Below are 20,810 nucleotides of genomic sequence, written 5' to 3' on the forward strand. Positions count from 1 at the left end.
CCGCGGTGGTGACGCTCGGCGACGTCCGCTCGGCGCTGCTGGCGCCCCTCCGCCGACGGGGCACGACGGTGCTGCTGCCCGGCGAGTCGTTCGGGGTCGGGAACCTCGCCTACTTCTGGCTGCAGGCCCACGCCCGTCGGGGCCGCGGGGTGCCGACCGCGGTGCGCGCGACGCGGCGGACCGCGGAGTGGGCGGAGGTCTTCCCGCGGGTCCTCGAGGAGCTCGTGGTGCCCCCGGCGGAGATGTCGTTCTTCAGCCCCCGCGAGCTCGGGAGCGTCCACCAGGATTTCGGCGTGGAGTTCACGGCGGACGAGCTGGCGGACTTCGTCGCGACGATGCTGCTCCCGCCCGGCGGCCCGTTCACCGCTCTGGCGGCGGCGGCGCGACCGGCGGCGGACCTCACCGTGAACATCCGGCGCGGCGACTACTACAGCGTCCCGGCCTTCCGCGGCCGCTACTCCTTCGACGTGGTCGAGTACGTCGACGCGGCGCTCGCCCTGGCCCGCGAGCGGGAGCCCGTGCGCAGCGTCCTGATCGTGTCGGACGACCTCGACTGGTGCCGGGTGAAGCTGGCCCGCGTCCTCGAGGGCCTCGAGGTGCGCTTCCCGGGGGCGGGGACGCCGGTGCCGCAGCAGCTCGCCCTGCTGGCCGCGTCCCGCCGCCTCGTGCTGACGAACTCGACCTTCTCGTACTGGGGCGCTCATCTCGGCGACCACGTGCACGGCGGCGCCGACGTGATCGCGCCGTGGTTCCACAGCCGCGCGTGGAACGGCGGGGCGGCGACGCAGCTCGACCCGCGCTGGCGGGTGGTCCGCGACCTCCCCGGCGGCTGGGACGGCTGACGCGGAGAGTCGGAGTCCGGCGGCTGCGCGGGGCTCGCGGGTACCGGCGGGGGCTGCGGGCGGGCGGCTCCGGGGGCGCGACCGGGCATGGACGGCTGCGGGCAGGCGGATGTGCGAGGACGGCTCCGGGCTCGCGGCTCCGTGCTCTCGGCTCGGCTCTCGGCCGCGGGCTCTCGGCTGCGGGCTCTCGGCTCCGCGCCTCAGCGCAGGACGTGGCCCTCGACGTCGACGGGAGCCCGGGCGGTGAGGCGCTTCAGCCGCATCGCGGGGCGCTCGACCAGCAGCCAGCTCGCCCACGCGAGGGGGACCGTCGCTGCGACCGAGAGCGCGATGTACGCCCAGAGCGGCACGTCGGCTCCGGCTCCGACGATCGCCAGCGAGAGCAGCTGCTGCACGGGGAACGCGTAGATGTACATCCCGTAGGAGACGTCGTGGGTCGCGCCCACCCGGCGGAGGGGGAGCCGGGCGCCGAGCGCGACCATCAGATAGGCGAGGGGGAGGCCGGCGAGCACGCGGTAGAGGCCGGTCGCGATCACGAGGACGAGCAGCACGGCCGCGGCAGCGGTGAGCGCGCCCGTCAGGGGGAGGCGGTCGCGGTACAGGTGCACGACCGCGCCGGCGAGGAAGTACCCGACGAGCGTCACCGTCTGGTTGAGGGGCGCCGGGAACGGGACGAGGTCCGTCGCGAGCACCGCCGTGACGAGGGTGAGGCCCGCGAATCCCGCGACCACGAGGGGGCGCACCCAGCGCGCGGGCGCCAGGGAGACGAGCAGGCCGATCACGACGTAGCTGACGAACTCGTAGAACAGGCTCCAGAGCGAGCCGTTCCACGCGCCCGGGTAGGGCACGGAGCCGAGCATCCCCGCGATGCCGTACTCCCGGATGTAGAGGGCCGCATTGGCGACCACGAAGCGCACCGCCCCGGCCGCGCTGTACTCGCCGGCTCCGAGGAGGAGCGACGCGAGCGGTGCGGCGACGAAGGCCACGACCAGGAGCGAGACGAGGAAGGCGGGATAGATGCGGAGGAAGCGCCGCCAGAGGAAGTCGACCAGCGATCGCGAGCGCAGCCGGCTCGCGGTGATCAGGAAGCCGGAGGTGGCGAAGAACCCGCCGACCGCCCAGGCGCCGAGGGTCGAGCCTCCGAACCCGGGGTCGTCGCCGTAGCCGCCGAGGGGGAAGGAGTGCGACACGATGACGAGGACCGCCAGCCCGAGCCGCAGGGCGTTGATGCTGTTCGACCGCGGGTCGAAGGCGGAGCCGACGGTCGGGCGCGTGCGTGGCGCGCGGGCGGGCGCGGCGGTGCGCCGGACGTTCTCCTGGCGGGTCATGCGCACATCCTGCTGACCCCGGCCGCCGCCGTCGATCGGGCGTGGGACGCGCCGCGCTCCTCCCGGAGGGCCCGCGCGCCAGCAACGACGCGCGCTCCACCCCTGCGGACCCGCCGCGGAGCTGACGCGGACTGACGTGCGGCCTGCGGCTGACCCCTCTCCGCCCGGTCGTTCCTCCGTCGCCCTCTCCGCGAGACGCCGCTCCGGTAGTCGACACACCGGAGCGGGTTCACCGGAGCGGGATCCCGCGGCGGGCGGTCGGATCACGCCGGTCGGATCGCGCCGGTCAGAGCAGCCCGTCCGTGAGATGGTCCGGCGTGCCGAAGCGGTGGGCCGTGATCGACACGGCCTGCTCGCGGAGGAACGGCAGCAGCTCCAGCCGGCCCGCCTCGGTCGCCGCGCCCGCGTAGACCGCGAGGTCGGGGCGCCCGCCCGTCACGGCCGTCACCGTCGCGGCGGACGCGCCCAGCAGACGCACCCGTCCGGCGCCGTGCGCGCGCACCCGCGCCTCCCACGCCGCGTCGTCCTCGACCACGACGGCGCCTGCCGCCTCGTCGAGACCGGCGGCGAGCTGCGGAGGCAGCGCCACGGCGCTCGAGACGACCACCCGTGCCTGCGCGGTCGCCGCCGCGACGGCCACCCGCACGAGCGAGCCCAGCGGCTCCCCGGCGGCCAGGCGCACCAGCACGGCGGAGTCGTAGGGCAGGCGGCGGAAGACGTTGCGCTCCGCCTCCAGCCCCGTCACGTCGCGAGGAGCACCCGCGGCCCACGCCGCCGCGCAGCTGCGCGCCGTCCGCTCCACCGCGGCGTGCTCCTCCGCCGGGAGCTCCGCGCGCGACGCGGCGAGCAGGCGGGCGGCCGGTCCGACGACCGGAGCGGTCGCCTCCGACGACGCCGCGGTCCACGAGCCCAGGCCGAGCAGGTAGTCCGGCCCGCCCGCCTTGGTGCCCGGGCCGACCGCCGACTTCTTCCAGCCGCCGAACGGCTGGCGCTGCACGATCGCCCCGGTGATCCCGCGGTTCACGTAGAGGTTGCCCGCCTCGATCCCGTCGAGCCAGGTGCCGATCTCCTCCGGGTCGAGCGCGTGCAGGCCCGAGGTGAGCCCGTAGTCGACCTCGTTGACGATCGCGATCGCCTCGTCGAGGGTCGCCGCCGTCATGATCCCGAGGATCGGCCCGAAGTACTCGGTGCGGTGGAACTCGGACCCGCGGCGCACGCCGTCGCGGACGCCGGGGCTCCACAGGCGTCCGGAGTCGTCGAGGCTCCGCGGTTGCAGCAGCCAGGTCTCACCGGCGCCGAGCTCGGTCAGGCCGCGCAGCAGCTTGCCCTCGGCGGGTTCGATCACCGGCCCCATCCGCGTCGCGGGATCGGTCGGGTAGCCGACCGTGAGGGAGGAGACCGCGTCGAGCAGCTGCGCGCGGAACCGCTTCGAGCGCGCGACGGAGCCCACCAGCACGACGAGCGAGGCGGCGGAGCACTTCTGGCCCGCGTGCCCGAAGGCGCTCGCCACCACGTCCTTCACCGCCAGGTCGAGGTCGGCCGAGGGGGTGACCACGATCGCGTTCTTGCCGCTCGTCTCGGCCAGCAGCGGGAGGTCATTCCGGAAGGAGCGGAACAGCTCCGCCGTCTCGTAGGCGCCGGTGAGGATCACGCGGTCGACCTGCGGGGAGGCGATCAGGTCGCGCCCCAGCTCCTCCTCCGGCAGGCGGAGCAGGCGCAGGGCCTCGCGGGGCACGCCCGCCGCCCACAGCGCCTCGGCCACCACCGCGCCGCAGCGCGCGGTCGGTCCGGCGGGCTTGAGCACCACGGCGGAGCCGGCCGCGAGCGCCGCGAGGACGCCGCCGGCCGGGATCGCGACCGGGAAGTTCCACGGCGGAGCGACCAGGGTCAGCGCGGCCGGGTGGAAGCGGGCGCCGTCGACCGCGTCGAGCTCGAGGGCGCGCTCGGCGTAGTAGTGGGCGAAGTCCACGGCCTCCGAGACCTCGGGGTCGCCCTGGTCGAGGGTCTTGCCGCCCTCGGCCGCCATGACCTCGAGCAGCTCGGCGCGGCGCGCCTCCAGCTCGTCGCCGGCGCGGTGCAGGATGCGGGCGCGCTCCTCGGCCGGGACGTCGCTCCAGCCGCTGCCGCGGGCGCCGGAGAGCACCGACTCCAGCTCGTCGAGGGTGCCGATCGTGGCGGCCTCGATCGCGTCGGCGCCGGCCCGGGAGGAGGGGACGCGCGCGAGGATCGCCTGCGCCCACTCGCGGTTCGCGGCGACGGACGGGTCGGTGTCGGGGGTGCTGCGGAAGTCGCCCGGTCCCGGACGGCCGCTCGCGGCGAACCGGTCGGGCACGCGGTGCGCCGGGGGGACGGCTCCGTCGAGGGCGGCGACGGAGGCGCGGAACCGCTCCTCCTCCCGCGCGAAGAGCGCCGGGTCGGCCTCGAGCTCGAAGACGGCCGACATGAAGTTCTGGCTCGACGCGCCCTCCTCCAGCCGGCGGATCAGGTAGGCGATCGCCACGTCGAACTCGGCCGGCGCGACGACCGGCGTGTAGAGCAGGAGCGAGCCGACCGTGCGGCGCACCGCCTCCGCCTGGCCCTGGGCCATGCCGAGGAGCATCTCGTACTCGATCCCCTCGCGGACTCCGCGGGTGCCGGCGAGCAGCCACGAGTACGCGACGTCGAAGAGGTTGTGCCCGGCGACGCCGACCCGCACGTTGCGGATCCGCTCCGGGTGCAGCGCGTAGTCGACGACGCGCTTGTAGTTCGTGTCGGAGTCCTGCTTGCTGCTCCAGGTCGCCAGCGGCCAGCCGTGGACCGAGGCCTCGACCTGCTCCATCGGCAGGTTCGCGCCCTTGACCAGGCGCACCTTGATGCCGGCGCCACCGCGGGCCCGGCGGGCGGCGCTCCACTCCTGCAGGCGGATCATCGCCGAGAGCGCGTCCGGCAGGTAGGCCTGCAGCACGATGCCGGCCTCGAGGCCGAGGAACTCCGGCCGGTCGAGGATGCGGGTGAAGACCGCGATGGTGAGGTCGAGGTCCTTGTACTCCTCCATGTCGAGGTTGATGAACTTCTGCGGCGAGGAGGCAGCGGCCCGGGCGAACAGCGGCGCCAGCTCCTCGACGATGTCGTCGACCGCGGCGTCGAAGGCCCACGGGTTGTGCGGGGCGGTGCTCGAGGAGACCTTGATCGAGACGTAGTCGACGTCGTCGCGGGCGAGGAGCCGGTGCGTCCCGTCCAGGCGGCGGTGGGCCTCCTCGCGGCCGAGGACGGCCTCGCCGAGCAGGTTCATGTTGAGCCGGACGCCGTCGCGGCGGATCGCGGCGATGGCCGGGCCCAGGCGCGAGTCGGTCGCGTCGATGATCAGGTGGCCGACCATCCGTCGCAGCACCCGGCGCGCGATCGGCACCACGACGTCCGGGAGGAGCGGCGCCATGACGCCGCCGAGGGCGACCGCGCCGCGCATCGGAGCAGGGAGGAAGGACGGCACGCCGCCCGCGATCGCCTTCAGCGCCGCCGCCGCGACGCGGGTGTCCTCGGGGCGGACGACGCCGTCGACGAAGCCGACCGTGAAGTCCAGGCCGGCCGGGTCCTTCAGCACGCCCGCCAGCTGCGCCCCGGAGGCGTCGATCGGGATCGCGGACGCCTCGCGCAGCCAGCGCCGCACCAGGGCGACGCTCTCGTCGACCAGGCGGGGATCGATCGAATCGGTGGACGGGCCGTCGGCGGCGGGGCCGGTGGCGAGAGCGGGGCTGGCGAGATCCGTCATGGTGCGGTCCTTCTGCTCTGAGGTGGGTGCCTTCAGTATTCGACCGGCTACCGTTGAGCAGAAGCGACCGTTCCTTACCGGTACCGGTCAGCTCAGCTGAACGATCGGAGGGACGCCGTGCTCGATGTCCGCCGCCTGGTCCTGCTCCGCGAGGTGGCCATCCGCGGCACTCTCGCCGCCGCGGCCGAGGCCCTCGCCTACAGTCCCTCGGCCGTCTCGCAGCAGCTCGCCGTGCTCGAGCGCGAGGCCGGCGTCGAGCTGCTGCGGAAGGCGGGCCGGCGCGTGCAGCTCACACCCCAGGCCGAGATCCTGGTCGAGGCGGCCGGCGAGGTGATGGCCCTGCTCGAGCGGGCGGAGGCGGCGCTCGCGGCCTCGGGGGAGTCGGTGACCGGCCGGGTGCGCGTCGCGGTGTTCCAGTCGGCCGCGCTCGCGCTCATGCCGGGCGCGCTCCGGGCCGTCGCCGACCGCTTCCCGGAGGTGCGGATCGAGATGGTGCAGCGCGAGCCGGAGGGTGCGCTGCACGAGACGTCGTGGGCGCGGGAGTTCGACCTCGTCGTCGCCGAGCAGTACCCCGGCCACTCGACCTCCTGGCTGCCCGGACTGGTGCGCAGCGACCTGACGACCGACGCGATCCGCCTCGCCGTGAGCCGCGACTCCGCCGTGGTCGACCTCGCCTCGGCCCGCGACTCCGCCTGGGTGATGGAGCCGCGCGGCACCGCGAGCCGCCACTTCGCCGAGCAGACCTGCCGGGTCGCGGGCTTCGAGCCGGACGTCCGCTTCGAGACCGCCGACCTGCAGGCGCAGATCCGCCTCGCCGCCTCCGGCCACGCCGTCGCCCTGATGCCCGACCTGGTCTGGGCGGGCGAGGCGCCGGACTGCCGCCTCCTCGAGCTGCCCGGCACGCCCCGCCGCACGATCTTCACCGCCCAGCGCGAGGCGCAGCTGGCGTCGCCGGCCGTGCGGGTGTTCCGGGAGTGCCTGGCGGAGGTGGCGGGGCGTTTCGCGTGAGGCTGGGGGCGTGCGGGGGTGCGTGAGGCGGTGCGGTTCGCGTGAGCGGGGGCGTGTGGCGGTGCGGTTCGGGTGAGCGGGGGCGTGTGGCGGTGCGGTTCGGGTGAGCGGGTGCGTGTGGCGGTGCGGTTCGGGTGAGCGGGTGCGTGTGGCGGTGCGGTTCGGGTGAGCGGGTGCGTGTGGCGGTGCGGTTCGGGTGAGCGGGGGCGTGTGTGGCGGTGCGGTTCGCGTGAGCGGGGGGCGTGTGGCGGTGCGTGTGGCGGGGTGTTGCGCCGGTGTCCTGCGCGCGCCGCCCCGAGGACGGCGGGGATGTGCGGTGTCGGCTGCGGTGATCCCTCCCTCCACAGGAGGGCCTCACGCCGGTTCTCCACGGATGTGACGATCCGTCGCTTCCGTGTCGGTGGTCGCTGATTGAATACACGTATGACGATGATCAGCGGGTCGACAGCAGCGGAGGCGGTGCTCAGCGAGGTGCGTGCTCGCGGCGACCGAGCCGCGGCGCTGGCCCGCTCGGCGTCCCCGCTGCTCCTGGCCGCGGCCGAGGAGCTGCACGCCGGGCACCGGGCCGCGCTCGAGCGTCCGGAGTCGTTCGCCCGCGGCTCGGCGTCCGACGCGTCGAGCGACCTCGCCGAGCGATCGATCCGTGCGGAGTTCGCCGTCGCCCTCGGAGTCTCCGAGCGGGTCGCCTCCCGCGAGCTCGACCACGCGCGCCTCCTCGTCGAAGACCTGCCGGCCACCCGCGCCGCCCTCGCCGGGGCGCGCCTGCGGTGGGAGGCGGGCCAGGTCGTCTGCGCCGTCGCGGCCACCCTGCCCCCAGGCTCCCGCGCCGCGTTCGATACGCGGGCGGCCGAGCTCGCGGCCCGCACCACGCCGACCCAGCTGCGGCGCGCTCTGGCCCGACTGCGGGAGGAGCTCCACGAGCAGCCCCTCGCCGAGCGCCACCGACGTGCCCGCGAGGACCGCGCGGTCTGGCTGACCCCCGAGGTCGACGGCATGGCGACGCTCTGCGCCCTCCTCCCCGCCCCGGTCGCCGTGGGGGCGTACAGCCGCCTCGACCGGATCGCCCGGATCCTCCGCGACGCGGCGGAAGGGACGCCGCCGCTCGCCGCCGCGGAAGCGGGCTCCTGCGGAGCGGAGTCCAGCGGGACGACCGGAGCGGAGCCCGCCGGGACCACCGGGGCGGGCGCCGTCGATGCGATCTCCCGAGCGGGCGACGCGCGGACCCTCGCCCAGCTGAGAGCCGACGCTCTCGCCGACCTCCTCTGCGATGCGGACGTCATCGGCACGGTGCCCGACCCGGTCGGCGCCGATCGGCCCGTTCCGACCCTCGTCACCGGCGTGCGCGCCGAGGTGCGGGTCACCCTGTCGGCGAGCACCGCGTCCGGCGCCGACGACGCCTCCGCCGAGCTCGACGGCTACGGCCCGATCCCGGCAGACGTCGCTCGGAGCCTCGTCCCCGCGACCGTCACCCGCGTGCTGACCGAGCCCCGGACGGGCGCCGTCCTCTCGGTCGGGCGCACACGCCGACTGCCGCACCGCGAGCTGCGGCTCCTCCTCCAGCTCCGCGACGTGACCTGCCGCTTCCCCGGCTGCACCCGCTCCGCCGCGGGCGCCGAGGCCGACCACGTCGTCGAGTGGCGAAACGGCGGCGGCACCGACCCCGCCAACCTCGCCAGCCTCTGCGTCGCCCATCACCACGTGCGGCACGGCGACCGCTGGACCTACGTCCTCCACCCCGACGGCACCGCCGACTGGACCACCCCCACCGGCCGCCGCATCACCACGCGCCCGCCGGGCCTCGAGGAACGGCTCCGTCCAGGCCCGCCCGCGACTCCGAGGTTCGCGGACCGGCCGCCGCCGTTCTGACACGCTGCCGTGCTGCCGTGCTGCCGTGCTGCCGTGCTGCCGTGCTGCCGTGCTGCCGTGCTGCCGTGCTTTCGTGCTCCCGTGCTGCCGTGCACCCCTGAGGGAATCGGCTGTCGGGCGGGTTCGGCCCGTTGCGCGGGTTCGCGCTGGTGATCGGGCCGTGCTGTCGCTCGGAGGCGAGTGCTCAGCGCCCTACCGCCGCGCCACTGCCGCTCGGATCCGCGCCTTCGCTCGGGTTCACGCGGCCGCACCGCCGCGCCACTGTCGCTGAGGCGCGGACCGTCACCGGGGCCGCACCGTCGCCTGACGCCGTGCCGACACCAGGGCCGTGCCGCCGCCTTGCGCCCTGCCGCCGTTCGGCCACCACGATCCGGCACCTCGGCACCTCGGCACCTCGGCACCTCAGCGCGCGCCGAACCGCCGTCGAGCGCCGTCGCGTCGGGCCGCCGTTCGGGCAGCGCGTCTCGCGACTGCGCTGGCGCCCCGCACGGCCCCACGGCTGATCCGGCGGGGTGCGCAGTCCGGGCACGCCCGCGCGGTCAGTCGGCGACGCGGAGGAGCACCTCGCCCGTCGTCCCGCCCCGCGGCCGCCCCGCAGCCGTCCCGCCGCCGCGACGCAGCCGTCCCGCCGCCGCGACGCAGCCGTCCCGCCGCCACGACGCTACGCCGCCAGGAAGCGGTCCGCCGTCCGCAGCGAGAGCGCCATCGTCGCGAGCGCCGGGTTCGCGATCAGCGCGCTCGGGAACACCGAGTTGTCGCACACCCAGAGGTTCGGCACGTCGAAGCTGCGGCCGTCCGCGTCGATCACGGCGTCGCCCGCGTCGGTGCCCATCCGCACGGTGCCGAGCGTGTGCGCCGTGCGCGCCATCACCCGCGTGCTCGTCGCGCCGGCCGCCTCCACGATCGCGGTCATCGTCCGGATCGCGTGCCGGTCGATCGCCTCCTCGTTGGCGCCCGCCGAGAACGTGATGCGCGCCTTCGGCACCCCGTGCTCGTCCAGCTCGTCGGTCAGCTCCAGGCGGTTGCCGTCGGCGGGCAGGCACTCCGCGTTGATCCCGACGCCCGCCGCGAAGCGGTAGCCGTCGAGCGCGTCCATCAGATCCCTGCCCCAGAGGCCCGCGCCACGGGCGAGCGTCGTCGCGTAGGTCAGCGGCATCACTCCGAGACTCTGGATCAGGTAGCCGCCCGCGAAGTCCGCGTCGGCCGGGCGGACGGTGTCCTCGGTGATCACCGAGGAGGGGTAGCCGCGGTAGCCGCGCATCTCGCTCTCGAAGGTGCCCCAGACCTGGGTCGCCCCGTGCGCCAGGAAGTTCCGGCCCACCTGGCCGCTGCTGTTCGCGATGCCGGTGTGCAGGAGGAGCCGGGGCGTCTCGACGCCGCCCGCGCAGAGGAACAGGGCGGAGCAGCGCTGCCGGTGCTCCACTCCGCCGCTCGTGTAGACCACGGCGCACACGCGGCCCGCAGCGTCCAGCTCGATCCCGTGCACGAACGAGTCGGCCCGGATCTCGGCGCCGGCCCGCACCGCCTCCGGCAGGTAGGTCACGTCCATGCTCGTCTTCGCGCCGGTCCGGCAGCCCTGATGGCACTGGCCGCAGTTGACGCAGGAGGGCCGGCCGTCGTCCCGCGGGCCGCTGAGCACGGCGGCGGGCGCGTCGGTCGCGCGCATCCCGATCGCCGCGCAGCCGCGCAGCATCATGTCGGCCGAGGCGTTCCGCGCGAGCGGGCCCTGCAGGTAGCGGCGCGACGGGTCCCACGGGTACTCGGCCGGGCCCGCCACTCCGATCGTCGCCTCCACCTTCTCGATGTACGCGGTGAGCTCGGCGTGCTCGATCGGCCAGTCGCGGCCGACGCCGGAGTCGCTCCGGAGTCGCAGGTCGCGCGGGTCGGGGCGGGGCGTGAACGCGCCCCAGTGCAACGTCGAGCCGCCGACCCCGCGGCCGCTGTTGTTCTGCCCGAAGGCGGTGGGGGTCTCGCCTCCGCTGAGGCGCTCCTCCATCCAGTTGATCTCGACGGCCGCCGTCTCGTCGGCGGTGTGGCCCAGCGGATCGACGTGCGGCCCGGCCTCGAGGGCGACGACGCGCAGCCCGCGAGCGGCGAGCACCGAGAGCAGGGGCGCTCCGCCGGCCCCGGTGCCGATCACGACGGCGTCGACCGTCTCGTCGAGCGGGAAGCGGCGCATGCCGGTCGTGTTCATCGGTGACTCCTCGTCGTCGGTTCCCAGGTCTCGCGGTCGTCGGCGCCGAGCAGGCGGAAGCCCGTCACGAGCGGCAGCGTGTCGCCGCCGCTGGCGTAGCCGTCGTAGCCGATCCGCGCCATCGACGCGGGGTGCGCCAGCCACTGCTTCACGAGGTCGACGCGGCAGTCCTCGAACCATGCGGTCAGCTGCTCGGCACCGAGCCCGCCGGCCGAGCGGTCGCCGGGCTCCGCGGAGCCGTCGGCGATCGCGGTGAGGCGCGCGTCCTGCTCGGCGGGGCCGAGGCCGGCGAAGCCCCGGAGGGCGTCGAGCGCCAGACCGTAGGCGATCGGGTCGGCCGGCAGGTCGGCGTTGCGCCAGCCGTCGCCCTCGCCGTTCGCGAGCTGCGTGTCCACCCGTGCGGCCAGGTCGATCCGGCCGCCCTCCTGCGGGACGACCCGGTCGGCGATCGCGCGCAGCTCCGCGAGCTGGGCGACGGTCAGGGCGCGCGGCGCGTACTCCGGGTCGTCGGCGAGCGCGCGCACGGCCAGCAGCCCGCGCACCCGCGTGGAGGTGCGGGCGGAGGCGATGGCTGCGCCGACGTCGGCCGGGACCGACGGCGCCGTGCCGGCCTCCTCCTCCCAGAACCGGCGGATCGCCGCCGCCACCTCGACCGGGCGCTCGAACGGCAGCAGGTGGCCCGCCCCGGCGAGCGTGAGCAGCCGGGCACGGGAGTAGAGGGAGCCGTTGAGGCGGCGCTGCGCGTCGGCGCCGAGGTCGCCGTCCGCACCGCCCGCGATCAGGAGCGCGGGCACGGCTCCGAGGGCGGCCTCTCCGGTGCGGTCCTCGCGGCTGCCGTGCTCGAGCCAGTCGCGCCAGCCCTCGGGGGAGTAGCGGCGCAGCTCGGCCAGCACCTCCGCGTCGGCGTCGGCGGGCAGCGGCGAGCCGACGTTCTGGTCGACGAACTCGCGCGCCTGCGCCTCGTCGAGGTGCCCGTCGTCGACCCAGCCGAGCATGGTCGAGCGGCGCTCCTCCTCCATCGGCTCGGGCGAGAGCGGCGACCCGGCGAGGAGCACGACGCCCGCGAGCCCGAACAGGCCCGAGCGGCCGGTGACCGTGCGCGAGGCCACGAGGGAGGCGATCTTCCCGCCCATGCTGTGCCCGAGGAGCAGCCAGCGGGAGGCGTCGTGCTCGCGGATCCGGCGGATCGTGGCAGCGGTCATCTCCTCGAGCGAGGTCCCGGATCCACCGGGCAGGTCGAGCGCGACGAGGTCCGCGACGTCGGCGAGCTCGCGGCCGAGCGCGTCGAAGGCGCGGCCGTCGAGCCCGAGTCCGGGCAGGGCGAAGAGGGTGGGGCGGGGGCTGGTGGACACGGGCGTCCTGTCGGATCGGCCGCGCCACGGCGGTGGGGAGCGGGAGGAGAGCGCCGGCGGGGGGCCGGCCCTCCCCATCCGACCACACGGCGTGCGCGCGCCCGGACCCTTGCGCCGGCGGGGCACTCGTGCTGTGCTCTGCGCCACCGTTCCGCGCCACGATGCCGGGCGGTCGTGCCGCCCCTCTGTGCCGCGCCTCTGTGCCGCGCCTCCGTGGCGGGACTCAGAGCGGGGAGGCGAACACCACCAGGTTGTCCCGGTAGCGGCCGATCGCCGCGTCGTACTCGCCTCCGCAGGTCACGAGGATCAGCTCCTCCTCGAGGGTCGCGCCGAAGACGCGGGCGGTGGGGAACGCGGCCTTGGCGTGGGACTCGACCGCCATCACCCGGTAGCGGTGGTCGGAGCCGTCCACTCCGCTCACCGCGATCTCGTCGCCCGGGGCGAGCTCGCCGAGGCGGAAGAAGACCGCGGGACCGGACCGCGAGTCGACGTGCGCCGCGATCACGGTGCGGCCGCTGCCACCCGGGCGCCCGCCTCCCGAGAACCAGCCGACGTCGTCGTAGTCCACCGGCACCTCCATCGCCCCGTCCGACTGGATGCCCAGCGCGATCAGCGGCTCGTCCAGGCCCATCGCGGGCACGCTCAGCCGGGCGGGCTCGACGCCGACGGTGCGCGCAGGCGCGGCAGCGGCGGGGTCGGGCGCGGGGACCGGGGGAGGAGTGAGCGGGGGAGCAGAAGCGAGGGCCGGAGGCGCGGGCGCGCTCGCGGGCGTCTCCGCTCCTCCGCTCCCGTCCGCGGCGGCGCACCCCGCGAGGAGCAGCACGGCGCACAGTGCCGCCGCGCCGCTCCTCGACCGGGTGCCCACGATCAGGAGGCGGTGCGCCGGCGGGCGACGACCACTCCGGCCGCGCCGAGGGCGACGACGGCTCCGAGGCCGGCCATCGCGGCGAGACCGGACGGGCCCGTGGCGTCGCTCCCGGCGGCGGTCGCGCCGCCACCGGTCTGGAGGCCGCCGACCGGCACCTGCGAGAGCTGGCCGCGGACGACGCCAGCCGCATACGAGGCCGTGTGGGAGTCGCCCGCGAAGGCGGCGGGATCGGCCTCGAGGGCCTTCAGCGTGAATCCGGCGCCGGTGTCGGCCCCGTTCGCCTGGATGCCCGTGGTGAAGGGGCCCTGCAGGCAGCCGCTGCTGGTGCGGGGGCCGTCTCCGACCGGGGCCGGGTTCGGGAACGCGATGCGCGGCGGGCCCGCCTTGCCCAGCGCCGCCTGGTGGATGTGCGTCGCGGTCTTCGCGGGGCTCTGGTAGTCGCCGGTCACACCGGTGAGGGTGATGTCGTAGCAGATGACGTCGAGGTCGCTGTTGACCCGGAAGGTCATCTCGCCCGTGGCGCCGGGCTGGCCGGGGGTCGCGGCGGAATCGGCGTTCACGACCTGGTCGGGCGTCGCCATCACCGTGAAGGCGCTGGTGAACGAGGACGGCTCGGCGACCTCGGTCTCGGCCTGGGCCGGCGCGGCGGCGAAGAAGGAGGCGGCGGCGACGGCGGTGATGCCGCCGAGGGAGAGCAGGCGGCGGCCGGCGCGGTTCCGCGCGGGGGACGTCTTCGTCATGGTGGAGCCTTTCGATCGCGAGCGCCGAGCGGGCCCGATGCAGGGAGTACGGCCGGAAGCGGCGCTGCGTTCACTCCATCTGAGAGGATCTTCACGGAGACGGTCCTCGCCTCCGATGAACGCCGCCGCCGCCGCGGCCGTACCCCCTTCCGACGGACCACCGGTCCCGACGAGGAGGCGGTGTGGCGCGCACGGCGACGGCACGACGAGACGAAGGGCCCGCGATGCCGCGCGAGCACTCGGAGGTCCCGGCTCCCGTGGTGCGCCTCGAGCCCCGGACGGCGGAGTTCGACCCGGCCGCCGCCTTCGACGAGCACGGGTCCGCCCTGCTCGGCTTCGCGCTCAACGCCCTGCGCGACCGCGGCCTCGCTGAGGACTGCGTGCAGGAGACGTTCCTGCGCGCCTGGCGCTCGCGGGCGAGCTACTCCGCCGAGCGCGCCAGCACCCGCACCTGGCTCTTCGCCATCGCCCGCAACGTCGTCATCGACGTGCACCGCTCGCGCCGGCGCCTGCCGCGCCTGGTCGAGGCCGAGATTCTGGAGGAGGTGCCCGCGGAGGACCGCGACCCCCTCGAGCCGCTCGCGATCGCCGAGGCGCTCGCGCGGCTCTCCGCCGAGCACCGGCAGGTCGTCGTCGCCGTCCACCTGAACGGCGAGACCTACGCCGAGCTGTCGGCCGCCACGAGCGTGCCGGTCGCCACCCTGCGCAGCCGCGCCTTCTACGCTCTCCGAGCGCTCCGCGGTCACCTCGCGAGCGCCGGACCCACCGACGAGGAGAGATCGTGATCGACCGAGACCAGCCCGACGGAGACGAGCCCGGCGGCCGCCGCGAGGAGCTCCTCGCCGCGGCCCTCGCCGGCGACCTCTCCGCCGAGGAGGCGCGGGAGTTCGAGAGCCTGCGCGCCGCCGACCCCTCGATCGACCGCGAGCTCGCGTCGTTCGGTGCGGTGGTCGACCGGGTCGGCGCACTGGGCCGCTGGGAGGAGGCGGAGCCGTCGCCGGAGCTGCGGTCGCGCGTCGCGGCGCTCGCCGGGGAGCGGCCCGAGCGCGGGGAGAGTCTGCGTGCCTCGCGCCGCCGGGCCCCGCGCCGCCGTGCCTCGCGTCTTCGTGCCGTCCTGGCCGTCGCCGCGGCGGCCGCGCTCCTCGTCGTGGGCGGCGTCGCCGGAGCGGCCCTGCGGTCCGCCGAGGAGCGCCCCGTCGCGGGACCGCCCGGGACGCTCGGCGCCGTCGAGGCGATCGCCTTCGATGAGCGGACGGAGGGCGTGACGCTCGACGGCTCGCTCGTGGCGCACACCTGGGGCACCGAGACGATCCTCCGCGGGACCGGCTTCGCGCTCGGCGAGAGCTACGACCTCGTGCTGGTCACCGGCTCCGGTGAGCGGCTCCCGTCCGGCTCCTTCCTCGGCAGCTCCGCGGAGCTCGACTGCGAGATGAACGCGGCCGTCCTGCGCGAGTCCGTCGCCGCCGTCGAGATCACCGACGCCGGCGGCGCGCTCGTCGCCTCCGCCGCCCTCCCCGCCGTCACCTGAGAGCCGGCGGCGCAGGCTCGCGGCGCGGCTTCAGCTCGCTGACGAGCGTGCCCGCGACGATGAACCCCGCCCCGAGCAGGGCGAGCGCGGGGAGCCGGTCGCCGGCGAGGCGGCCGATCAGACCGGCCCAGACGGGCTCGGCGGAGTAGATGATCGTGGCGCGCGACGGCGAGACCGAGCGCTGAGCCCAGTTCATCGTCAGCTGGATCAGGCAGCTGCTCGCCCCGAGCGCGAGCGCGGGGATCAGCCAGGCCCACGAGAACGCCGGGACCGCCTCGCCTGCGACGGGCATCGAGGCGAACCCGAGCGCGCCGGCGACCAGCAGCTGCACCACGGTCACCCGGCCGAGGTCCACGCGTCCGGCGACGAGGCCGATCAGGATGATCTCCGCCGCGATCGGCAGCGTGCTCACGATCGTCGCCACCTCGCCCGCTCCGAGCGCGACGCCCGGCTGCGGGCCCGCGATCAGGAGCAGTCCGACGAACGCCAGCGCGACGCCCACCAGCGTCAGCACGCCCGGACGGCGACGGAACACGACCCACTGGAGCAGCGGCACCAGCGGCACGTACAGCGCGGTGAGGAACGCGGAGGTGCTGCTCGTGATCGTCTGCAGCCCGTAGCTCTGCAGGCCGTAGCCCGCGAAGATCATCACCCCGATCACGACGCCGGCCGCGAGATCGATCCGCCGCATCCCCCGGAGCGACCGGTGGAACACGACCGCGCTGATCAGTCCCGCGATCGCGAACCGCATCCCGACGAAGAACAGCGGACCACTGTGCTCCATCGCGATGTGCACGGCGAGGAAGGTCCCGCCCCAGATCGCGGTGATGCCGATGAGCGCCCACTCCGGACGGGTGAAGCGGAGGCCCCGGAGCGGCGAGATGTGCATCATTCTGCACATCCTAGGAGCAACAGGGGCCTGTCGGTGCAGAATAGTGCGCATGTCGGCTCCCGTCCTCGCCCACCTGGGCGGCAACCTCCGCCTCGCGCGGCGCGGAGCCGGGCTGAGCCAGTCCGCGCTGGCGGCGCGCTCGGGTATCAGCCGGCGGACGATCGTCGCGGCCGAGGCCGGCGAGGCCAACATCTCGCTGACCGGAGTCGACCGCCTCGCGACCGCCCTCGGCACCACGTTCACTGCACTCGTCTCGGCCCCGGGATCCGCGCCCGCGGCGATCGACCAGGTCGCCTGGCGGGGAGCGGGCGAGGCGAGCGTCGCCGTCCTGCTCTCCTCCGTCCCCGCGCGCCGGGAGGCCCAGCTCTGGACCTGGACGCTCGGTCCGGGGGACCGCTACGACGCGCAGCCCGACCCCGAGGGGTGGCACGAGATCCTGCTCGTCACCGCCGGCGCGCTCCTCCTGGAGCGGGAGGGCGAGGAGCCCGTGCGGCTGGAGCCCGGACGGCACCTCGCCTTCCCGACCTCGCGGCACTACTCCTACGTGAACGCGGTGGATGCCGTCACGACGCTCGTCCGGATCGTGGTCGACTGACGGGTCGGCGCCTCAGGCCCGCGAGCGCAGGGTCTCGAGCAGCGCCGCGGGGGTCTCGGGGTCGTCGAGGCTGATCGCGAACTCGCGCGAGCGGTCCGTCGTCACCACCAGCCCCGGCCCGGCGTGCAGGATGACCGCCGAGCGGCCCGGCATCACCCGGTACCCCCAGCCGCCCCACTCCGACGGCCGCAGCTGGGCCGTGCCGGCCGAGGCGATGGTGTCGAGCGGGATGCGGCGCAGCGGGATGCCGAGGGCGGTCGTGACGACGCGGAGGCCGCGGCGGTCGGCGGTCACCCTCAGGCGGGAGAAGGAGAGGAGCACCAGCGCGACGACGCCGAGGACGACGGCCATCGCGATCGCCGGACCGGTGGCGCCCGCCGCGGCGAGCGTCGCGAGGGAGAGGGCCGCGCCCGCCGCCGTGGCGATCGCGGCGACGGCGAACACCGGGCCCGTCAGCGTCTGCGACCAGGCGCCGGTCTCCTCCGCCGCCAGCGGCAGGCGGCCGGCGGCCAGGCGGGAGGCGCGCCGGGTGCCCGGAGCGATCAGCGCGGGCACGACGGCGAAGAGCATCCCTCCGAGCAGCGCGAGCAGCCACCCGCCGAGCTCCGCCCCCTCGGCGCGCCCGGCCGCGAGCGTCGTGCCGACCGAGGTCGCCCAGGCGGAGGCGCCCAGCCCGGCCACGAGGCCGAGGGTCGCCAGCAGGAGCCGCGGGGCGCGCCCGACGACCGCCGCCACGACGCCCGCGACGGCCGGGAGCCCGGAGAGCACGAGGGCGATCGCGAGCAGAGCGCCCGTCGACGCGGTCGCATCGGCCGCCCCGGTGCCCGACCAGTGCGAGGCGAGCTCCGCGGGCAGCGCGTCGTCCAGGACGAGGCGCGAGACGAGCACTCCGGCGGCGGGGAGCAGGAGGGACGCGGCGGCGAGGAGCTCGCGGCGGCGGTCGGCGGTGGCGGTCATGATCCGGTCCTCTCGATCAGGCGGACGAGCTCCGCCGGGGTGATGCCGCTGCGGCGGGCCTCCGCGAGCAGCTCGTCGACCAGGGCGGTCACGCGCACGAGCCCGGGCCCGGCCGACTCCGTGATCCACGCGCCGCGGCCCCGGCGCATCTGGAGGATCCCGTCGTCGCGCAGGGCGGCGTACGCGCGCAGCACGGTGTGCATGTTGATGCCGAGCGAGTCGGCGAGCTCGCGGGCGGGCGGCAGGCGGTCGCCCGCCGAGAGCTCGCCCCGGGCGACGGCCGAGCGCACCTGCGACTCCAGCTGGTCGGCGAGCGAGCCCGCCGCGGAGTGGTCGACCCGGAACAACATGTTCACAATGTTAGTAGAACAAGCAGTGCACCACCAGGCCCTCAGTGCAGCGCGAGCGACACCGCCAGCACCACCATCACGACCGCCACGGCCGCGTCGAGGATCCGCCAGGCCCCGCGGCTCCGGAACAGCGGCCGCAGCGCCCGCGCCCCGAAGCCGAGAGCGGTGAACCACAGCACGCTCCCGGCCGCCGCCCCCGCCCCGAACCACCAGCGCTCGTCGCCGTGCGTGTTCGCCACCGACCCGAGCAGCACGACCGTGTCGAGGTAGACGTGCGGGTTCAGCAGCGTGAGCGCCAGGCACGTGCCGATCGCCGTGCGGAGCGACGTCGAGGCGCCGGCCGGATCGCCGTCGAGGGTCCCCGGCCGCAGTGCGCGCCTCGCCGCCATCACCGCGTAGGCGAGGAGGAAGGCGATGCCGCCCCAGCGGATCACCACCAGCAGCCACGGCGCCGACTCCAGGACCGCTCCGATCCCCGCGATCCCGAGCACGATCAGCGCGGCATCGCAGAGCGCGCAAATCGCGACGACGGCGGGCACGTGCTCGCGGCGGAGGCCCTGGCGGAGCACGAAGGCGTTCTGCGCGCCGATCGCGATGATGAGCGAGAGGCCGAAGCCGAGGCCGGAGAGGGCGGCGAGGAGGGGGGACACGCTCCGACGCTAGGGCGGGGCGCTCCTGTAGACCAGCTCATGCTCCTTCAGTACCGTAAGCAGCACTGATGCTGACAGACGACCTCGACCTCTCCCGCCTGCGCGCGCTCGCCGCCTCCGTCCGGTACGGCTCCTTCGACGCCGCCGCCCGGGCCCTGCACATCACCCCCTCCGCCCTCAGCCAGCGGATCAAGGCGCTCGAGACCGCCGCCGGCCGCGTCCTGCTGGTGCGCTCGCGCCCCGTCGTCGCGACCGAGGCCGGTGCCGGGCTCCTCCGCCTCGCCCGTCAGATCGAGCTCCTCGCCGACGACGCCGTCCGCTCGCTCGGCGGCGAGGACGCGGCGGGGGCGGGCCCCGTCGTCCTCCCGCTCGCCGTCAACGCCGACTCCCTGGCCACCTGGGTGCTGCCCGCGCTCGCCTCCGTCCCCGACGTCGTGGTGGAGCTGCACCGCGAGGACCAGGCGCACACCACCGCGTTCCTCCGCGACGGCACCGTGCTGGCGGCCGTCACCGGAGAGTCGGAGGCGGTGCTCGGCTGCACCGTCGCGCCCCTCGGAGTGATGCGGTACCGCGCCATGGCCTCGCCTGCGTTCGCCGAGCGCTGGTTCCCGGACGGCGGCACGGCCGGCCTCGCGAGCGCTCCGCTGGTCGTCTTCGACGAGAAGGACCGCCTGCAGGACGACTTCCTCCGGGCCGCCGGCGTCGACGGCAGACCGCCGCAGCACCGCGTCCCCGGATCGACCGACTTCGAGCGGGCCGTGCGCCTGGGCATGGGGTGGGGGATGCTGCCCGAGCTGCAGGCCCCGGTCGGCGGCGAGGGCCTCGTCGAGCTGGGCGGCGACCCCGTCGACGTCCCCCTCTACTGGCAGCAGTGGGCCCTGCACACGCCCGCCCTCGACGCGGTCGCCGCGGCCGTCTCCGCCGCCGCGCGCGCCGCGCTCCGCTGACCCGCGCGCTGACCTGCGCCGCCGGGGAGGCGCTCAGACCGCGAACACGTCGCGGAGGGTCACCGTCTCGAGCGAGCGCTCGCGGAGGATGTCGACGAGCCGCGCGTAGACCTGCGTCACCGGATCGAAGTTGGCGTGCCCGATCACGATGTGCTGCGGCAGGAACCACTGGTCCGCGAAGCCGACCACCTGCTCCGGCGTGATCCGCCCCGAGTCCGAGAGCGAGCCGTACCAGAGCACCGTCGCCGTGTAGCCGATCGCCGCCGCGGCGGCCCGGCTCCGCTCGTCCGTGTAGCCGAACGGCGGCCGGTAGAAGGGCGCCGCCTCCACCCCGTAGGTCGAGCGGATGAAGTCGCCGTTGCGGCCCAGCTCCTCCTGCACGCCGTCGCTCGAGAGGCTCGTCAGGTCGGCGTGCGACCAGGTGTGGTTCGCGAGCTGCACCTGCCCCGAGGCGACGAGCGGAGCCAGCAGCGGCGCGTTCGCGGTCCACGAGTCGTACTTCCCGTTGAGGAAGAAGGTCAGCCGGGTGCCGGTGTCGCGGGCGAACTGCGCGTAGGCGGCGACCACGTCGGAGTCGGCGCCGTCGTCGACGGTCCAGGCGAGCGTGCTCCCCTCGCCGGGCAGCTCCGAGATCGTGCCGGAGGGCAGCGGCGCCTTCCGCCGCACCGGAGTCGCCGCGGCGGTCATGGTCGGCACGGGGCGGGGAGGGGTCGGGACGGCCGTCGGAGCGGCGGACGGCAGCACCGCCGCCGGCGCCGTGCTCGGCGGGAGCGCCGCGGGAGCGGGCCGGGCGGGCGTGCACCCCGTCAGCGCGACCGCCGAGGAGGCGATCCCCAGCAGCAGCGCGCGTCGCCTCAACCGGTCCACGGGCCCCCCTCGCGAGCCCCGTCCCCCGGAGCGTCCCCGCGACCGTAGCGGTCGGGGAGGGAGCGGGCAACGCGGCGC

General features: G+C 75.5%; 18 protein-coding genes. 7 read left to right on the forward strand and 11 right to left on the reverse strand.

The annotated features are described in order from the left end of the window. Positions 1-5 precede the first annotated feature (5 nt). Complete coding sequence (locus tag C5C54_RS03480) at positions 6-842, forward strand: alpha-1,2-fucosyltransferase (RefSeq protein ID WP_104287814.1); 837 nt, start codon at positions 6-8, stop codon at positions 840-842. A 200-nt stretch (positions 843-1,042) separates the two neighbouring features. Here C5C54_RS03480 and C5C54_RS03485 read toward each other — a convergent pair whose 3' ends face one another. Together C5C54_RS03485 and C5C54_RS03490 are read right to left on the reverse strand one after the other, a co-directional pair. Next, complete coding sequence (locus C5C54_RS03485; protein WP_104287815.1) at positions 1,043-2,170, reverse strand: acyltransferase; 1,128 nt, start codon at positions 2,168-2,170, stop codon at positions 1,043-1,045. Positions 2,171-2,456: 286 nt separating this feature from the next. Continuing rightward, complete coding sequence (locus tag C5C54_RS03490) at positions 2,457-5,918, reverse strand: bifunctional proline dehydrogenase/L-glutamate gamma-semialdehyde dehydrogenase (RefSeq protein ID WP_104287816.1); 3,462 nt, start codon at positions 5,916-5,918, stop codon at positions 2,457-2,459. Positions 5,919-6,035: 117 nt separating this feature from the next. On the opposite strand from C5C54_RS03490, the gene C5C54_RS03495 reads away from it, so the two are divergent. Together C5C54_RS03495 and C5C54_RS03500 are read left to right on the forward strand one after the other, a co-directional pair. After that, a complete protein-coding gene (locus tag C5C54_RS03495) occupies positions 6,036-6,926 on the forward strand; it encodes a LysR family transcriptional regulator (RefSeq protein WP_104261769.1) in 891 nt (296 codons plus the stop codon). Positions 6,927-7,349: 423 nt separating this feature from the next. Then, on the forward strand, positions 7,350-8,792 hold the full coding sequence (locus tag C5C54_RS03500) for an HNH endonuclease signature motif containing protein (protein ID WP_104287817.1): 1,443 nt from the start codon (positions 7,350-7,352) through the stop codon (positions 8,790-8,792). A gap of 661 nt (positions 8,793-9,453) precedes the next feature. Here C5C54_RS03500 and C5C54_RS03505 read toward each other — a convergent pair. The 4 genes from C5C54_RS03505 to C5C54_RS03520 all read right to left on the reverse strand — a co-directional run bounded on the left by C5C54_RS03505 (position 9,454) and on the right by C5C54_RS03520 (position 13,946). Then, complete coding sequence (locus C5C54_RS03505; RefSeq protein ID WP_104287818.1) at positions 9,454-10,986, reverse strand: GMC family oxidoreductase; 1,533 nt, start codon at positions 10,984-10,986, stop codon at positions 9,454-9,456. Continuing rightward, positions 10,983-12,338 carry an alpha/beta hydrolase gene (locus tag C5C54_RS03510; protein ID WP_104287819.1) on the reverse strand — a complete coding sequence of 452 codons (1,356 nt, stop codon included), beginning with the start codon at positions 12,336-12,338 and terminating at the stop codon, positions 10,983-10,985. Before C5C54_RS03510 ends, C5C54_RS03505 begins: the two co-directional genes overlap by 4 nt. 223 nt (positions 12,339-12,561) lie before the next feature. After that, positions 12,562-13,203: a class F sortase gene (locus C5C54_RS18200; RefSeq protein WP_181127845.1), complete on the reverse strand. Its 642-nt coding sequence runs from the start codon at positions 13,201-13,203 to the stop codon at positions 12,562-12,564. Between the two features lie 2 nt (positions 13,204-13,205). After that, positions 13,206-13,946 (reverse strand): CHRD domain-containing protein, encoded by a 741-nt coding sequence (locus C5C54_RS03520; protein WP_104287821.1) that lies wholly within the window; start codon positions 13,944-13,946, stop codon positions 13,206-13,208. A 224-nt stretch (positions 13,947-14,170) separates the two neighbouring features. Here C5C54_RS03520 and C5C54_RS03525 point away from each other — a divergent pair, with 224 nt between their 5' ends. Continuing rightward, a complete protein-coding gene (locus C5C54_RS03525) occupies positions 14,171-14,731 on the forward strand; it encodes a sigma-70 family RNA polymerase sigma factor (RefSeq protein ID WP_104261336.1) in 561 nt (186 codons plus the stop codon). After that, positions 14,728-15,474, forward strand: a complete 747-nt coding sequence (locus C5C54_RS03530) for a hypothetical protein (protein WP_104287822.1) — start codon at positions 14,728-14,730, stop codon at positions 15,472-15,474. The genes C5C54_RS03525 and C5C54_RS03530 overlap by 4 nt, the downstream gene beginning before the upstream one ends. Here the strand turns inward: C5C54_RS03530 and C5C54_RS03535 are convergent. Next, the gene (locus C5C54_RS03535) at positions 15,467-16,366 is read right to left on the reverse strand and encodes a DMT family transporter (RefSeq protein WP_258063200.1); all 900 of its coding nucleotides are present in this window, start codon (positions 16,364-16,366) and stop codon (positions 15,467-15,469) included. The two genes, C5C54_RS03530 and C5C54_RS03535, sit on opposite strands and share 8 nt — an antisense overlap. Before the next feature lie 49 nt (positions 16,367-16,415). Between C5C54_RS03535 and C5C54_RS03540 the strand changes: the two genes are divergently transcribed. Beyond that, positions 16,416-16,961, forward strand: coding sequence for a helix-turn-helix domain-containing protein (locus C5C54_RS03540; RefSeq protein ID WP_104227343.1), 546 nt, complete (start codon positions 16,416-16,418; stop codon positions 16,959-16,961). 12 nt (positions 16,962-16,973) lie between these two features. On the opposite strand, the gene C5C54_RS03545 is transcribed toward C5C54_RS03540, so the two are convergent. From C5C54_RS03545 to C5C54_RS03555, 3 genes are read right to left on the reverse strand one after another with little or no spacing between them, the layout of a single operon-like run. Continuing rightward, positions 16,974-17,918, reverse strand: a complete 945-nt coding sequence (locus tag C5C54_RS03545) for a hypothetical protein (RefSeq protein WP_104263546.1) — start codon at positions 17,916-17,918, stop codon at positions 16,974-16,976. Then, positions 17,915-18,268, reverse strand: a complete 354-nt coding sequence (locus C5C54_RS03550) for a GntR family transcriptional regulator (RefSeq protein WP_104225158.1) — start codon at positions 18,266-18,268, stop codon at positions 17,915-17,917. The genes C5C54_RS03545 and C5C54_RS03550 overlap by 4 nt, the downstream gene beginning before the upstream one ends. Before the next feature lie 41 nt (positions 18,269-18,309). Then, positions 18,310-18,918, reverse strand: coding sequence for a LysE/ArgO family amino acid transporter (locus C5C54_RS03555; protein WP_104227345.1), 609 nt, complete (start codon positions 18,916-18,918; stop codon positions 18,310-18,312). A 68-nt stretch (positions 18,919-18,986) separates the two neighbouring features. On the opposite strand from C5C54_RS03555, the gene C5C54_RS03560 reads away from it, so the two are divergent. Further along, a complete protein-coding gene (locus C5C54_RS03560; protein WP_104263547.1) occupies positions 18,987-19,865 on the forward strand; it encodes a LysR family transcriptional regulator ArgP in 879 nt (292 codons plus the stop codon). 33 nt (positions 19,866-19,898) lie between these two features. Here C5C54_RS03560 and C5C54_RS03565 read toward each other — a convergent pair whose 3' ends face one another. Next, on the reverse strand, positions 19,899-20,732 hold the full coding sequence (locus C5C54_RS03565) for a polysaccharide deacetylase family protein (RefSeq protein ID WP_219812150.1): 834 nt from the start codon (positions 20,730-20,732) through the stop codon (positions 19,899-19,901). Positions 20,733-20,810: the final 78 nt, after the last annotated feature.

The sequence above is a fragment of the Rathayibacter sp. AY1F2 genome (assembly GCF_002930885.1).
Classification (GTDB): domain Bacteria; phylum Actinomycetota; class Actinomycetes; order Actinomycetales; family Microbacteriaceae; genus Rathayibacter.

Bases quoted from the DNA above. Each gene is read 5' to 3' on its own strand.
- C5C54_RS03560 (WP_104263547.1), top strand. From the start codon at position 18,987: ATGCTGACAGACGACCTCGACCTCTCCCGCCTGCGCGCGCTCGCCGCC.
- C5C54_RS03550 (WP_104225158.1), bottom strand. From the start codon at position 18,268: ATGTTGTTCCGGGTCGACCACTCCGCGGCGGGCTCGCTCGCCGACCAG.
- C5C54_RS03490 (WP_104287816.1), bottom strand. From the start codon at position 5,918: ATGACGGATCTCGCCAGCCCCGCTCTCGCCACCGGCCCCGCCGCCGAC.
- C5C54_RS03535 (WP_258063200.1), bottom strand. From the start codon at position 16,366: ATGATGCACATCTCGCCGCTCCGGGGCCTCCGCTTCACCCGTCCGGAG.
- C5C54_RS03500 (WP_104287817.1), top strand. From the start codon at position 7,350: ATGACGATGATCAGCGGGTCGACAGCAGCGGAGGCGGTGCTCAGCGAG.
- C5C54_RS03545 (WP_104263546.1), bottom strand. From the start codon at position 17,918: ATGACCGCCACCGCCGACCGCCGCCGCGAGCTCCTCGCCGCCGCGTCC.
- C5C54_RS03525 (WP_104261336.1), top strand. From the start codon at position 14,171: ATGCCGCGCGAGCACTCGGAGGTCCCGGCTCCCGTGGTGCGCCTCGAG.
- C5C54_RS03505 (WP_104287818.1), bottom strand. From the start codon at position 10,986: ATGAACACGACCGGCATGCGCCGCTTCCCGCTCGACGAGACGGTCGAC.
- C5C54_RS03520 (WP_104287821.1), bottom strand. From the start codon at position 13,946: ATGACGAAGACGTCCCCCGCGCGGAACCGCGCCGGCCGCCGCCTGCTC.
- C5C54_RS03485 (WP_104287815.1), bottom strand. From the start codon at position 2,170: ATGACCCGCCAGGAGAACGTCCGGCGCACCGCCGCGCCCGCCCGCGCG.
- C5C54_RS03540 (WP_104227343.1), top strand. From the start codon at position 16,416: ATGTCGGCTCCCGTCCTCGCCCACCTGGGCGGCAACCTCCGCCTCGCG.